At 49.3% G+C, this 14,710-nt stretch carries 14 protein-coding genes and 1 tRNA gene; 9 read left to right on the plus strand and 6 right to left on the minus strand.

Annotated features, from left to right (window positions below):
• Positions 1-24 precede the first annotated feature (24 nt).
• Together ACKFKH_RS13530 and ACKFKH_RS13535 are read left to right on the plus strand one after the other, a co-directional pair.
• Positions 25-1,464, plus strand: coding sequence for a TldD/PmbA family protein (locus ACKFKH_RS13530; protein WP_446858832.1), 1,440 nt, complete (start codon positions 25-27; stop codon positions 1,462-1,464).
• Positions 1,461-2,798 (plus strand): TldD/PmbA family protein, encoded by a 1,338-nt coding sequence (locus ACKFKH_RS13535; protein ID WP_446858833.1) that lies wholly within the window; start codon positions 1,461-1,463, stop codon positions 2,796-2,798. Before ACKFKH_RS13530 ends, ACKFKH_RS13535 begins: the two co-directional genes overlap by 4 nt.
• Before the next feature lie 72 nt (positions 2,799-2,870).
• Here the strand turns inward: ACKFKH_RS13535 and ACKFKH_RS13540 are convergent, their stop codons facing one another.
• Positions 2,871-3,131 carry a DUF2584 family protein gene (locus ACKFKH_RS13540; RefSeq protein ID WP_446858834.1) on the minus strand — a complete coding sequence of 87 codons (261 nt, stop codon included), beginning with the start codon at positions 3,129-3,131 and terminating at the stop codon, positions 2,871-2,873.
• Between the two features lie 41 nt (positions 3,132-3,172).
• On the opposite strand from ACKFKH_RS13540, the gene ACKFKH_RS13545 reads away from it, so the two are divergent.
• From ACKFKH_RS13545 to ACKFKH_RS13555, 3 genes are all read left to right on the plus strand, one after another.
• A complete protein-coding gene (locus ACKFKH_RS13545; protein WP_446858835.1) occupies positions 3,173-3,787 on the plus strand; it encodes a Uma2 family endonuclease in 615 nt (204 codons plus the stop codon).
• Positions 3,788-3,867: 80 nt separating this feature from the next.
• Positions 3,868-4,044 (plus strand): hypothetical protein, encoded by a 177-nt coding sequence (locus ACKFKH_RS13550; RefSeq protein ID WP_446858836.1) that lies wholly within the window; start codon positions 3,868-3,870, stop codon positions 4,042-4,044.
• Positions 4,045-4,084: 40 nt separating this feature from the next.
• Complete coding sequence (locus ACKFKH_RS13555; protein WP_446858837.1) at positions 4,085-4,507, plus strand: hypothetical protein; 423 nt, start codon at positions 4,085-4,087, stop codon at positions 4,505-4,507.
• A 57-nt stretch (positions 4,508-4,564) separates the two neighbouring features.
• Here ACKFKH_RS13555 and ACKFKH_RS13560 read toward each other — a convergent pair whose 3' ends face one another.
• Entirely contained in the window at positions 4,565-5,464 is a 900-nt protein-coding gene (locus ACKFKH_RS13560) for an FG-GAP repeat domain-containing protein (protein ID WP_446858838.1), read from the minus strand.
• 125 nt (positions 5,465-5,589) lie between these two features.
• A complete protein-coding gene (locus ACKFKH_RS13565; RefSeq protein WP_446858839.1) occupies positions 5,590-6,411 on the minus strand; it encodes a cysteine hydrolase family protein in 822 nt (273 codons plus the stop codon).
• Between the two features lie 403 nt (positions 6,412-6,814).
• On the opposite strand from ACKFKH_RS13565, the gene ACKFKH_RS13570 reads away from it, so the two are divergent.
• Both ACKFKH_RS13570 and ACKFKH_RS13575 read left to right on the plus strand, forming a co-directional pair.
• Entirely contained in the window at positions 6,815-9,025 is a 2,211-nt protein-coding gene (locus ACKFKH_RS13570; protein WP_446858840.1) for a BamA/TamA family outer membrane protein, read from the plus strand.
• Between the two features lie 157 nt (positions 9,026-9,182).
• A tRNA-Leu gene (locus ACKFKH_RS13575) sits at positions 9,183-9,263 on the plus strand.
• A gap of 298 nt (positions 9,264-9,561) precedes the next feature.
• Here ACKFKH_RS13575 and ACKFKH_RS13580 read toward each other — a convergent pair.
• Complete coding sequence (locus ACKFKH_RS13580) at positions 9,562-10,677, minus strand: class I SAM-dependent methyltransferase (RefSeq protein ID WP_446858841.1); 1,116 nt, start codon at positions 10,675-10,677, stop codon at positions 9,562-9,564.
• Between the two features lie 213 nt (positions 10,678-10,890).
• Positions 10,891-12,309 carry a type I glutamate--ammonia ligase gene (gene glnA, locus ACKFKH_RS13585; RefSeq protein ID WP_446858842.1) on the minus strand — a complete coding sequence of 473 codons (1,419 nt, stop codon included), beginning with the start codon at positions 12,307-12,309 and terminating at the stop codon, positions 10,891-10,893.
• Positions 12,310-12,871: 562 nt separating this feature from the next.
• Here glnA and apcB point away from each other — a divergent pair.
• The gene (gene apcB / locus ACKFKH_RS13590; RefSeq protein ID WP_446858843.1) at positions 12,872-13,384 is read left to right on the plus strand and encodes an allophycocyanin subunit beta; all 513 of its coding nucleotides are present in this window, start codon (positions 12,872-12,874) and stop codon (positions 13,382-13,384) included.
• A 95-nt stretch (positions 13,385-13,479) separates the two neighbouring features.
• Here apcB and ACKFKH_RS13595 read toward each other — a convergent pair whose 3' ends face one another.
• Positions 13,480-14,076, minus strand: coding sequence for a hypothetical protein (locus tag ACKFKH_RS13595; protein WP_446858844.1), 597 nt, complete (start codon positions 14,074-14,076; stop codon positions 13,480-13,482).
• Positions 14,077-14,294: 218 nt separating this feature from the next.
• Between ACKFKH_RS13595 and ACKFKH_RS13600 the strand changes: the two genes are divergently transcribed.
• Positions 14,295-14,684 carry a histidine kinase gene (locus ACKFKH_RS13600; RefSeq protein WP_446858845.1) on the plus strand — a complete coding sequence of 130 codons (390 nt, stop codon included), beginning with the start codon at positions 14,295-14,297 and terminating at the stop codon, positions 14,682-14,684.
• Positions 14,685-14,710 lie beyond the last annotated feature (26 nt).

The raw sequence follows: 14,710 nt of genomic DNA on the forward strand, positions 1-14,710 counted from the left end.
TCATGATTCCTCTTCTAGCAAATAATGATTGTTGAATTGTCAAAACTGCTCTCAGCGCTTACGGTTTCTGCCGATTGGGTGGGGCTGAGGGCAACGAGAGAAGCCTCTACCACCCGTTCCGTTCGAGATGGCATTCCTGAAACCAACGGCACCAGTATCACTCAAGGGCTGATGGTGGAAGTCTTGGTCAACGGTCAGATTGGCTATGCAGCAACCAATTCACTCAAGTTTGCCAGCGTACAGGCCGCCGCCGAATCAGCTTACCGACAAGCGATCGCCGCCAGCGAATGGAATATTCACGCCACGGCTCTGTCGGCCCGCCCCAAAGTGGTCGGTCAATACACTTCACCGATTCTCAAACCTTTTGACGCGCTGACACCAGGGGAAATTAACGAAATTTTGGTCAAGATTTGTCACACGCTCAAAGTAGACGATCGGATCGTTCAAGCCAGCGCCACTGCTTTAACCACCGAAAAAGACACTTGGTTTGTCAGCAGCAACGGGTCTGAAGTTGAGCAAAAATTTTGGCAAATTGGCACCGACTACGCAGCCACCGCCCAAGATGGGGGAATCATTCAGCGACGATCGCACAACGGCTGGCTGGCTCACTGTTATCAAGGCGGCCTGGAATATTTAGTTACGCCTGACCTGTGGGAGCGAGTACAACAAATTGGCGAACAGGCGATCGAGCTTCTCACCGTTGAGGACTGTCCCACGGAGACGACCACGCTGGTACTGGCTCCTGATCAAATGCTGCTGCAAATTCACGAAAGTGTGGGGCATCCCTTAGAGCTAGACCGGATTTTGGGCGACGAGCGCAACTATGCAGGCGGCAGCTTTGTCAAGCTAGAAGACTTTGGACAGCGAGTCTATGGGTCGCCTTTGATGAATATTACCTTTGACCCTACCGTGTCGGGCGAGTTTGCCAGCTATCATTTTGACGATACCGGGGCACCCGCTTCTCGTGAATATTTGGTCAAAGAAGGCATTTTGCAGCGCGGTTTGGGCGGACTCGAAAGCCAGGGGCGATCGGGCGTTTTGGGTGTATCTAGCACTCGCGCGTCTTCCTGGAATCGTCCCCCCATCGATCGCATGGCTAATTTGAACCTCGAACCAGGAACAGCCAGCTTTGACGAAATCATTGGCGGGATTGATCGCGGCGTTTATATGGAATCGAATCGATCGTGGTCGATCGACGATCAGCGTCACAAATTTCAATTTAGCTGCGAGTACGCCAAACTGATCGAAAACGGCAAGCTGACCAAAACCGTGAGAAACCCAAACTATCGAGGAGTCACGCCGCAGTTTTGGAGCAGTCTTGTTAAGCTGGGCGATCGCGACACCTGGCAGATGTATGGCACACCCGTCTGTGGCAAAGGAGAACCCAACCAGGTCATTTGGGTCGGTCACGGGTCGCCGATGGCCGTTTTTGCCAATGTAGAAGTGTTTGGGGGTGGGTCATGACGACAGATGCAATGGAAACCAGTTTTAATCAGTTGTCCGCGACGATCGCCGACCAACTCAGACCCGACGAACAATTTACCTTGACGCTCAACAGCGAACAGAGCCAATTTACCCGGTTTAATCACGCCAAAGTGCGGCAAACGGGCACTGTCAGCGATGGCAGCGTTCATTTGACGTTGATGCACGATCAGCGCAGTAGCTATGTGGAGTTTCCGTTTACGGGAGAAGAAGCGGTCGATCGCGAGCAGTCCCAACAAGCCCTCTCAGCGCTTCGTCAAGAAGTTCCTCAGCTTCCGGTCAATCCCTATCTGGTGCTACCTTCTGGAAATGGTGTGAGTCGAGAAGTGCATGAGGGTCAGCTTCTTTCGGCTGAGGCAGTGGTTTCGACGCTATTGCCCCCGGTCGCTGATTTGGATTTTACAGGACTGTATGCCGCCGGACTGACCATTCGCGCTTATGCCGACTCAATGGGACAGCGGCACTGGTTTGCTACCGATTCTTTTTCGCTTGACTACTCGCTGTTTACTTCCCAGGGGCAAGCTCTGAAGGGAACGCTGGCGGGCAGTCATTGGGATCAAGCCGCTTACCTGGCTAAAATGCAGGAATCGCGATCGCAGCTAGACCGTCTGGCCCAACCTCCCAAATCGATTCGGCGGGGACAATATCGCACCTATCTGGCACCCGCAGCGATCGCTGAATTGCTCTCGATGCTGTCGTGGGGTGGCGTGAGTGAGGCTTCTTATCAGCAGGGGGGTAGCTGTTTTGGGGCGTTGCGGCGCGGAGAAAAGAAACTGTCGCCTCAATTTACGCTCAAAGAAAACTTTCATCATGGGTTGGTGCCCCGATTTAACGAGCTAGGCGAAACGGCTCCTCTCGAACTGGCGCTAATCGAGTCTGGGCAATTGGTCAATCTGCTGGTGTCTTCAAAAACTGCCAAAGAATACAATCTAACTGCGAATGGGGCCAATCAAGATGAGGGATTGCGATCGCCCGAAATCACGCCCGGAGATCTGCCCGTTGATCAAGTGTTCGCTGCGCTGGATACGGGTTTGTATGTGTCCAATTTGCACTATCTAAACTGGAGCGATCGTCCCACAGGTCGGATTACGGGCATGACTCGCTACGCTTGTTTTTGGGTGGAAAATGGTGAGATTGTGGCTCCGATCGAGAATTTGCGCTTTGATGATAGCGTCTATCATTTTTGGGGCAGTCACTTGGTCGCCTTGACGAGTGTTCAAGAATTCATCCCCGATGTCGGCACCTATGGCAGTCGCAATCTGGGCGGAAGCTGGACTCCGGGAATGATCGTCGATGACTTTACCTATACGCTGTAGCGTCGCAGATTTTTGAACTTTGAATTCTCAATTCTGTTAATTTTCTGATTCATCCAGCTACTCACTAAGCATTCACGACTTTAGCGCAAACGGTTGTGTGTAAATGCGACTGATCCGAAAGGTGAGGTGTGTTTCTTGCTGTTGCCAGGTGAGTTTTTCAATAATTACATCTGCGTAAGCGTTCCAGTGGTCATCGACAAGGGGAATGGGAACGTCGATCGCAAAAATTCGGTATCCTGGTTTCGTTGCTTGATGCGTTGCGTCCAGCGTTAACTCAGATGGATAATCTTGATTCAATTTTAGAATACTGTTAATTTGGCAAGGCATTCCCATACGTCTGACCTAAAATAACATTAGTGTTTTCATTAAAGCCGATGATTGCCCAACTCAAGCACTCAGCCATTTCTCCAGAAGAGTATCTAGCAGGAGAGGAGAAAAGTCAAATTCGGCATGAGTATTTTGATGGACAAGTTTATGCCATGTCAGGAGGAAGCGATTCTCACAATACGATCGCGGGCAATTTGTTTACTCAAATGAGAAGTCATGTTCGGGGCGGTCGGTGTCGTGTGTTTATGGAAAACATGAAAGCGTACATTCCACCGCTAAACTGTTACTACTATCCGGATGTGATGGTGACCTGTGACGATCGTGATCGTTCATCTTCTTACTCAAAATCCTATCCTTGTCTGATTGTAGAAGTGTTGTCTGACTCGACAGAAGCCTTCGATCGCGGGGATAAATTTGCAGCTTATCGACGTTTAGACTCGCTACAAGAATATGTGTTGATCAGCCAAAAAAGACAGCAGGTTGAATGTTTTCGTCGCAGCGAAGCAGGCGTTTGGGTGTTTTATTCCTACGATCAAAAGGAGAGCATTCAGTTAGCCAGTTTAGATTTTCAGATCAGTATGGAAGCGCTGTATGAAGATGTAGATTTTGCAGTCAGTGATGCCGCTAATAATGGATCACCGTCGCAAATTTCCGACGATTAGGATCAATTATTAATGCGTTTAAGTGGATTGACGATCGTCAGTTACCAATCAAAAATAAGGTAAAACTTAACGTGAATTCGATGAAATCCCTCGCTGTGGCGATCACTCTAGGCAGCCCCCTAAATCCCCCAAGTTTGGGGGACTTTGAGCAAGAAATCCTGTCCGGAAGTCCCCCAGATTTGGGGGGTTGGGGGGCAGAAGCGTTAAATACTGAAGCGAAAAAACTCTATCGAATTCACGTTAAAACTTACGTCTAAAAAAGGGAATTCTTAGATTGAAACTGCTCAACACTTCTCTATGGCAAACTGTTCTGTAGCCAAAAGCGGCGATCGAGTTCTCGTGGCTGTTATGAACAATCAGCGAGATCTGGAGATTGCGCGCGAGTATCGTTGGTATCGAATTCCGATCGCAAGTGTTGAGAAGTTTCTGAAAAAGTGCTGGGAGCCTCAATGGTTAGCGTTTTATCAGACTAAAGTGTTTGAAAATGAAGCTTATTCAATTCGCTATTATGCGCGAGTGGAAAAGATCGAAATCGTCGATCGCGCCCACTTGTTTCCTACAGAACCTCAATCTGAAAAACGCTATTACAAACTAGAAATTACTCCATTAGAGTGTTTAGCTCAACCGATTGTGAGCCAAAAGCATCGAAGAATTACATTCCTGCAAACGACTTTGGAACAGTTTAGAAATGCTAAAGAAATCAGAGATTTGCAGGGCTGAGTTGATGACTCAAAATTAAATGGTCATCCTGTTCTTGAAGATTAAAATATTTGGAGATTAAAAACCTCCGATTCCTTTAAAAGCCTTGACTTTTACTTTTGCGCCGTCAGAAGTCCAGACTTCGTTACCGCCCGATTGAGGATTGCGCCAGAAGAAATCAGTTTTACCGTCTTCGTTAAAATCGGTTATTTGATAAGACCAGTCTCCTGGTGTCGAGGGGAGATCGATCGCTTGATTGTCTGATCCGATCGCATCTTTTCCCCAGACCCAGACGACATTCTTTCCAGTAAAGCGCTCTCGCCAAAAGATGTCAGTTTTGCCGTCGCCATTGAAATCGACAATCTCATATTGATTGGTGAGCGACTGTGACTTTAGAGAATCAGACTTGACTACGTTAGCGCCGTCCATCATCCAGATACTGTTTGCGCCAGTTTGAGTGTTGCGCCAGAAAATATCGGTTTTGCCGTCGCCATTAAAGTCTGCGATCGCGGCTTCCCAGATTCGTGGCAGGGATGGCAGCTTGGCAGATTGAGCGATCGTCAGCCCATCCATCAGCCAGACCACCGTTTCACCCGTCGCTTGATTGTGCCAAAGAATATCAGACTTACTATCCCCATTAAAGTCGCCTGTTCTGTAGTCCCAAATGGGCGCTAATGTGGGCAAAGAGCCGGATTTTTGCAAGGTGCCGTCTTTGATCAGCCAGGCTAGATTTTCACCTGTGGTTCCGTTGCGCCAAAATAGGTCAGTCGTGCCATCTTTGTCAAAATCAACCAGAGTTGGTTCTGTCCAGCCAGACTTGCTCTCTAGGGACGGAAGTGAGCTTCTTTGCTTGACGGTGCCCAGATTGTCGAGGAGCGCGATCGCGTTGTTGTTATCGCTGCGTAAGAACACATCAGTCGTGCCATCGCGATTAAAATCGGGCAGCTTTAATGGATTCAGGTTAGTTGAGATCACCATATTTTGTACCTAAAGCCTCATTGGGTTAGCACTTAGATGCACGCAATTGCAGTATTTCTTGACCACAATAAACTTACAAAGCAGGCGACCCCAAAACCGGAAAACTTTCAGTTCGCAAGCGTTTCTCAGGTTGATACGACTCCTTGAGGGTCACTCAAAGCGACCCCTTGCGGGTCACTCGAAGAGAACGCCTGCGTGATTTCGGTCGAGGTGGTGACAAATCCAAAGCACTGATTGACGTTATACAGCGTTGCCTGCCAGCAAAATTCTGGAGAAGTTGTGGCGGTGCAGTCTTGAATCAACAGACAATCGTACCCTAAGAAATTTGCATCTTGTAAAGTCGCCATCACGCACTGGTCAGCATTAACACCCGTAAACAAGAGTGTAGTCCGACCGAGGTTGCGAAGGATACTGTCTAGAGGCGTATCCCAAAAGCCACTCATCCGATATTTGTCCACGCTGACATCGTTGGGCTGAGGTTCCAATTCATCGACGATCGCAGCGGCCCAACTGCCTTTCATCAACACGGGAGCCTGATTTTTGGGTAGCGGATCGCCCAATCCAACGCCTACACCACTGGGATTGTAAACATGGCGAGTTGCCGCGCTGATATTCAAAAGATCAGGACGATTGCCCCAATTCACCCAAATCACGGGCACTTGAAGACTTCGCAGCACAGGTAAAAACGTTTGTAACGGTGCGATCGGCTGACGCGCAGGAGAAACATCCACGCCAATATGAGCTAACCACCCATCAGGATGACAAAAATCGTTCTGCATATCGATGACGACGATCGCTGTTTTAGCCAAATCAACGCGCAGCTTTTTGGTATCTGTGGCAACGATGATCGGATGCGATCGCAAAGGAGAACGGGTCAGATCTGCGGTCGTTTCATCAACTAACCAGGCATTTGGAGGAACGCCCAAGGTGTGAAGCGGTGAATTCATAAAATTGCTCAGTACAGTTAAAACCAGCGATCCCCAAAGGGAACTCTCAGGCACGATCGCTCTTCATTAATTACTACGAATGTTGGCTGAAAAGCTGTTCATCGCATTACGAATTGATTGTCCAATCGAGAAATAATTGAAATCAAACTCTAAATTTCAAAAGATACTTCAGATCTTGGCATGTCCGATCAGTTGAGGATTTTGACGCTCGATCGCACCAACCCAATCCGATAAATTAACTGAGTACGATTCATAACCGCAGCCATCAAAATCTGTCATTGGTGATAGGCCCGACCGCTAAATTAGCCGCTCAAACCCTTCATTTTGGACTATAAATATCTCACTTCCTTCCTCCTCCCTCCTCGCGAATGCGGGGCAAAGCCCTCCCTCATCCCTCACCCTCATGCGTTTCCCTACCGTTGCCGCCTGTACCCTTGCTGCTCTTTCTGCTTGGGATGTCTCACAACCTGCCAATGCCAACGTTCCCGAAGCTGCAAATTTGGCTAACGGAGCGGTATCAGACGTAGTTGTCCCGACTGAAGGGGGAGCCTCTGTTCGGGTACAAGCGATCGCACCTCCGGAAACGATCGTCTCTCAGCAATTCTCAGAAACGGCTCCTCAAACCACCTCAGCAACCGGGCAACCGGGCGATCGGTCTGCTCAATATTATCAGGACTATCAAATTCCCACGACAGAAACCGCTCAGACATCCCCAAATCCGCCCTTGGCTCAACCTCAACCTTCGATCAATCCGCCCCCGGTTCAGCCCAGTTCTCAACCTTCGATTAACCAGCCGACCTGGATTGTTCCTCAAGCCCCAGCGCCGTCGAATCCTCCCGTTCGCAATGCGCCTCAGCCCACGTCTGATCTGGTAGTGACGGCAACCGATGTGCAAATCACAGGCGCAAATACCGAACTTCAACAGGTGATTCGCAGTAATATTCGTACCCAACCAGGCGGAACAACCAGCAATAGTCAGCTTCAGCAAGATGTCGCCGCCATTTTGAACACGGGATTATTTGCCAATGCGAGTGTAAACAGTCGTCCGAATTCCAATGGGTTGAGTGTGACGTTTCAAGTCCAACCGATCGTCGTTCGTTCTCTCCAACTTGTCGGCGCGCAGAGCCTCACTCCCGCGATCGCTAACGACTTTCTCAAAGCTCAACTGGGCGCGATCGTCAGTCCCGCTGCTCTCAATCAAGGCGCAAACCAAATTAATCAGTGGTACGCCAAGAATGGATTTAATCTGGCGCGAGTGGTGGCGGTTTCTCCGAGTCGAGACGGCGTAGTGACGATCGGAGTGGCAGAAGGCACGATCGGCGAGATCAAAGTCCAATTTACCGATGAGCAGGGCAAAACTGTTGACGAAAAAGGCGAACCGATTCGCGGTAGAACTCAAGAACGCTTTATCAAGCAGCAGTTGCAGACTCGTCCGGGGCAAATTTTTAGAGAAGACGTGGCTCGCCAAGATTTACAACGGCTCGTCAACACAGGCTTGTTTAGCAATGCGCGAGTCGATCTCCAAGGCGATGCCCGCAAGCTGGATGTTGTCTATGTTGTGACCGAAGCCCGCAGTCGATCGGCTAACCTGAGTGGCGGATTCAATGATGATTTGGGCATCTATGGCAGTGTCAACTACAGCGATCGCAACGTCGGCGGCATCGGACAAACGATCAGCGGTAACGTTCTAGCCGGGACGAAGGATGTACAGTTCGACGGTCGCTTTGTCAGCCCATACCGCTCGACTGAACCTGACAAACTGGGCTACAGCGCCAACTTTTTCCGACGACGAGGCATTTCTCGTGTGTTTGACGACGATGAGAGCAAACTGGCCAACGGCGATCGAGCGCGAGAAGGTCGATTTGGCGGCGGCGTTGAGGTCAATCGTCCCTTGGGCAATAACTGGAACGGCTCACTAGGACTCAATTACACCCGCGTTAGTTTACGAGATGCTGCTGGTGATGTGACAAGGCGCGATCGTGATGGCAGTCCGCTTTCGTTTAGTGGAACGGGCATTGACGATCTGGTGACGGTCGGATTCAACGCGACCCGCGACTTGCGCGACAACACCATTAACCCCACTCAAGGATCGCTATTGACGCTGAGTACTGAGCAGTCGTTACCGATCGGTCAGGGCAACATTCTTTCTAATCGTCTGCAAGCCAACTACACCGAGTACCGACCCGTCAATCTGTTGAACTCAATGCAAACTCAAAAGCAGCCAGAAGTTCTCGCTTTTAATGTGCAGGCAGGGACGACGATCGGCGATTTGCCTCCCTACAACGCCTTTACGCTGGGCGGGCCTAATTCAGTTCGGGGTTACGGTGGCAGCGAAGTGGGTATTGGTCGCAGCTACCTATTAGCTTCGGCAGAATATCGCTTTCCGATTTACCGAATTGTCGGCGGTGCCCTGTTTGCTGATTTTGCCTCTGATTTGGGGTCAGCTAAGGGCGTTTTGGGCGAACCGGGGGTCGATCGTAACCGTCCGGGAGCCGGATTTGGCATTGGTGCAGGACTCCGACTAAACTCTCCTCTAGGAATTATTCGAGCCGATTTTGGGGTGAATGATCAAGGGGCAACTCGACTTCAATTTGGAGTGGGTCAAAAATTCTAATTCACCTGGGTTTTGTCTCAAGTTACTTCTGAAACTTCTGATAAAACAATCAATCTCTAAACTCCGCGCTTCAAAGCTCCATTCTTTTGTTATGCTAGTTAAGGCTTAAGTCAACCTCAATCAAACGGCTTTTGCTCTGGTGATCAAACCAGCTTATGCGGATGTGGCGGAATTGGTATACGCGCACGCTTGAGGTGCGTGTGGCTTTGCCTTGCGAGTTCGAGTCTCGCCATCCGCATCAAAAAAAGGGCACTTCGCGATGAGGTGCCTTTTCTTTTTGGAAGTTTTGGAGTCAGGAGGAGAAGCAACCTCACTTCCTAGCTCCCAAGCAAGCTGATTAAAAATTGGTTCGACAAGATTTTTTCGGTGCAGTGGTCAAGTCGTCTGCCTCCATGCTGCCAATTCTGACGTGAATTTGATGAAATCCTTCGCTGTCGTTACAAATTAAGGCAGACCCAAAATCCCTCACGAGTGGGGAATTTATGGGGCTGCCGAATTGACCACCGCAGCGAGAGATTTCATCAAATTCGCGTCAACTAAATCTCTAACGGAATTTGTGTCTGCTCGGAATCTTGACGGATTTGCTCAGTCTCAGTGGGCTTGTGGGCAATCAAATACTTGCTCATAAAGTGAACCTGCGTCGAAACGTCTGAGAAGCCCGCATCTTGAAGCCGTTTTACTAAGTCATCCGTTGTGTAGTGACGGTAGTAAGGCTCATGGAACGTGGTCGCAAACCCATCCATTAAAGGAGCCATTTCGGGTGAGTCGCTGGCTTGGATCGAGTCACAAATCACAAACGTTCCACCCGGCTTAATCACTCGAAAGCATTCATTGATCACATTCTGGCGCGCCTGTGGGGGCAGTTCGTGAAATAGAAAAACGCAGGTAATTGCATGGAAGTAGTGATCCAGATAAGGCAACTCTTCTGCATTCGACTGAAGCAACTGCGGCAACTCACCCGGATTTTGGGACAGCATTTGATTGGCTTTACGCAAATAAGCTGGAGATAAATCCACTCCATATAGAGAAGCTTTGGGCAACATACCACGCAGCATTTTAAGCGTCCGCCCTGTTCCACAAGCCACATCCAACACTTTGATCTGACGTGGCTCAATCGAGCTAAAGGTTTGCAATCCCTGCTTTAAGGGAGCCAGCACCCGTCGCCGCATGGCATCCGCCGCCCCATTAAACAACAACTCCACCTGCAAGTCATACAGGTTGGCCGACATATCACTCAGATAGCCGTCTGTCTGATGATGAAAGTTTTGCACATAGTAGCTGGGATAGCCACTCGTCTCGACTTGAGGTGAAAACTCCTGGTGACGCTTCTGGTTAGCCCGATCCCAAATCTGGGGCATATCCAACCAAACAGACGGGTAAAACCGGAAAAAGTCTTCCCAGGGGTTGTCAAACAAAATGCTATCGGGATACACCTCATTTTCGGCATCCTGCCAGTCGGCTTCAAGCACTCGATTAAAGCGCTGCTGAATGTTGAGCAGCAAATCAGCAGAAATGGGAGTCGTTTTCTTTTCGGAGGGAGCGGGGTCAACGAGCTTTAGAATTTGCATACTGAGGGCTTTGTGTGCCAATCCAAAGTAGCTTTTGCCCTGAGAAAAAGTTTGATATGCCAGCTTTGTCAACGTTTCAGGCATGATAGGTTGGGAAACACTAATCAACTATGTGAATAAGTGTAACGAATAGGATGAGAGAGTTTCACCCCCGATCGACAGATTTTCCAGTACTTTTACTCTTCTCAAATCCAAGTCAATACAACCGATTTATTTTGCTAAAAAAAGCGACGATCGAACTTTAAGTCGATCGCCGCCCAAAACAGATTCACCCAATCACGCCTGAACAGTCACTTACTAACAGTCGTAGTAAAGCGCAAACTCATACGGATGAGGACGAATGCTCATGGGAATGACCTCGCGATCGAGCTTGTAGCTAATCCAGCTTTCGATAAAGTCCTCGGTAAACACGCCACCCGTCGTTAAGAACTCGTGGTCTTTCTCCAGATTTTTGAGAACTTCTGCGAGAGAACCCGGTGTCGAAGGAACCTTTGCTAACTCTTCGGGACTGAGTTCGTAAATATCCACATCCAACGGTTCACCCGGATCGATCTGATTCTTGATGCCGTCAATTCCTGCACAGAGCATCGCCGCAAACGCCAAATAAGGATTCGCCGTCGCATCGGGACAACGGAATTCTAAACGCTTGGCTTTGGGGTTGCCACCAGACAGCGGAATCCGCACCGAAGCAGAACGGTTACCTTGAGAGTAAGCCAGGTTAACCGGAGCCTCAAAGCCTGGAACCAACCGCTTGTAAGAATTGGTCGTGGGGTTGGTAAAGGCCAGCAGAGAAGGCGCGTGCTTGAGAATGCCGCCGATGTACCAGAGAGCATTTTGGCTCAGACTTGCATAGCCATCGCCAAAGAAAGTGGGCTGTCCGTCTTTCCAAATTGATTGGTGACAGTGCATTCCCGATCCGTTGTCTCCAAACACGGGCTTGGGCATAAATGTCGTGGTCTTGCCGTACTTTTTGGCCACGTTTTTGATGCAGTATTTGTAGGTCATCAGCCAGTCAGCCGCTTGCACTAGCTCACCGAACTTAAAGCCCAACTCGCACTGTCCGCCCGTCGCAACTTCGTGATGATGCTTCTCGATCGGCACCCCACACTTCAACATCGTCAACAGCATCTCAGTTCGCATGTCGTGAGAGGTGTCGGTCGGCGCGACAGGAAAGTAGCCTTCTTTGTTGCGAGGCTTATACGCTAAGTTGCCGCCCGGTTCTTGACGACCAGAGTTCCATACGCCTTCGACGCTATCGACGTGGTAGTAGCCTTCATGCTGATTTTGATCGTAGCGAACGTCATCAAAAATGAAGAATTCTGCTTCTGGGCCAAAAAAGGCCATATCGCCAATCCCTGTAGATTTGAGGTAGTCGAGGGCTTTTTGGGCGATCGATCTCGGATCGCGGCTGTAGGGCTGCCCGGTGCGAGGCTCCCGAATGCTGCAAATCATGCTCAGGGTCGGTTCTTCCATAAAAGGATCGATCCAGGCAGTGTTAGGGTCGGGCACCATCGCCATGTCTGACTCGTTAATCGATTTCCAACCCCGAATGCTCGATCCGTCAAACGGCACACCTTCGGTAAAGCTGCTTTCGTCAATTTGATCCTGGTACAGCGTCAAGTGCTGCCAAATACCCGGCGTGTCGATAAATTTTAGATCGATCAGTTGGATGTTCTCGTCTTTGATCTTTGCCAGGATTTCCTGCGGGGTTGCCATGAATGACTCCTTAATTCGTGTCTTGCGTTGCGAGAGCGTTGGGGTTGAAAACTTAGCTTTGCGAAACCTTCCGAATGTCTCAGATTAAAGAAGCACTCGCCTTAACCTGCAACCCTGTGGAGAGATTCATTCAGAATTTTCTTAAGTCCATTTTCTTTACGCTAGAAACTAGTCGTCTAACGGCTGGAATTTGCGGCTTTGGCAAGGATTCTAGCGCCAGGGTTTTAGTCACCTGCATCATGGTAGAAAGAGGCTTACAGGGGTTTTGTATCCTTTGCTACAAAAAACTGAGGATTCTATAGAATTAAACTCAGATTAAGGATTACAAATGCTACCGGAGAAAAGTCTCAGTAGGGTGGCTTCGTTCTAAGCGATGTTAAGCAATGTAAAAATTCTTAAATAGATGCTTCACGATCGTCCCCTCCATAAAATTAGGCTCAACCCCACGTGGTAGACTTTTCCTTAAATTCCATAGACGGTGAGCGATCGACGAATCGCTGTAGGTCGGCGCTCTCAAGTTTATTTTGTCAAGGTTTACAGGGATTATAGGGAGAAAAATTTCATGCGGGACGCAGTAACAAGCCTGATTAGAAACTACGATGTGACGGGTCGCTACCTCGATCGCAACGCCATTGATAGCCTGAAAACCTACTTTGACACGGGGATGGGGCGAGTGCAGGCCGCTGCTGTGATCAACTCAAATGCGGCGGCGATCGTTAAACAAGCTGGCTCAAGACTCTTTGAAGAACTCCCTGAACTGATCCGCCCCGGTGGAAACGCTTATACGACTCGTCGCTACGCCGCTTGTCTGCGAGACATGGATTATTACCTGCGCTATGCCACGTATGCTCTGGTCGCGGGTGATACCGATGTATTGGATGAGCGTGTTTTAGAAGGTCTGCGGGAAACGTACAACTCCCTCGGCGTGCCCTGCGGGCCAACGGTGCGCGGCATTCAGATTATGAAGGAGATCGTGAAGGAGCAGGTGTCTGCGGCGACGGGCGTTGAGAAGCCAGATTTTGTCGATCAGCCGTTTGATTATATGTCTCGTGAGTTGGGCGAGAAGGATCTCTAGGGAAGGGATGAGGGATGTAAGGAGGGCTGAAAACAACTGATTTGTTGGCATTGGCATCCCTGCATCTCAGATAAGTAATGGGGTTGAGCAACTGACTACTGGTTGAGTGTGGCATCGGGTTCTAAAATCCAAATAGCACAGGCACGATCGCTCTTGGTAATCATGGACTCGTTGCCTTTCTTGGCAAGACGATTTGCAAACTCGATCGCCTCATTTTCAGTGCGAAGTCTTCTCATAAAGCCGTAATATTTGTGGTCAACGACGATCGCCTCCAAAGGTTTTGCGACATCTGGTACGCGAATCTGACACACCTGATATTGCTGAGAAGAGTTCAAGATCCTCCAGAGGCCGTCTTCAGAGTGACGATTAGCAGACTCACAGGGCAAGGTTTTTGTCTGGGCATCTGGTTCATAAACCCAAAGAACATCTCCTTTTGCAGTCTGCGTAATCATGACCTCATTGCCCCGATAAACCAGTCGAGCCGCAACTTGCAGGGTTTTTGGGTGATCCTTGATTAGCTTAAAAAAACTGTAATATTTTTCCTCAACACAAATGGCTGCGAGCCGCTGACTGTCATCTGGTATTTGAATGTGACAGGAGCGATACTGGGTGCGTTTGAGAATCCGGCAGCGAGGATGATCGGTAATCTGCTTGGAGGCTGCGATCGCCGAGGGAGGAACCTGGAACACCATAGAGTACAACTTTCTAGCTAACTGTGAAGGTTTGTATCAAAATTTAAGAATATTGTCCTCACAACTGTTCCCCATTCAGAACCGTAAATCCCCCAACTTTGAAAGATGAGGCCCCAAAGATCAGGGATTAGGCCGCACTACAAAAAATGTGAAATGATACGTTCATCCTTCCTCGCGAATGCGGGGCAAAGCCCTCCTTACATCCCTCATCCCTCCCCATGAACACTGCTTGTCACATTATTGTTGAGGGTAATCCTGCGATCGTTTACGCCAGCAGAGGCGGCAGACCCGAAAAAGTTTTGCCCATTTTGGAGCGATTTTTGGATAAGTTTTGGCAAGAACGCGACACCTCTGGAGAATCGATCGATACGCCAGAATGCCTGGTGGCGCAAATTATCGTGCGGTTTGGCTACGAGATTTGTGAGGATGATTTCTCAAATCTTAAAGTCGGACTGAAATATGATCCAACGGCAGAGTATTTATACTTTGTGGGTGCCGATCGTACTGTTTGTGTTTGGGCAACAAGCGACGAGTATCGTAAGCATCCAGAGTTGGGCGTACAGGCGTGCGATCGTACAGTAGCTTCTTCACTCAGAGTCGGAGGTTAGCGCCTGATCAAGGGTTTTCGCTTCGT

This window comes from Phormidesmis sp. 146-20, from assembly GCF_052939475.1.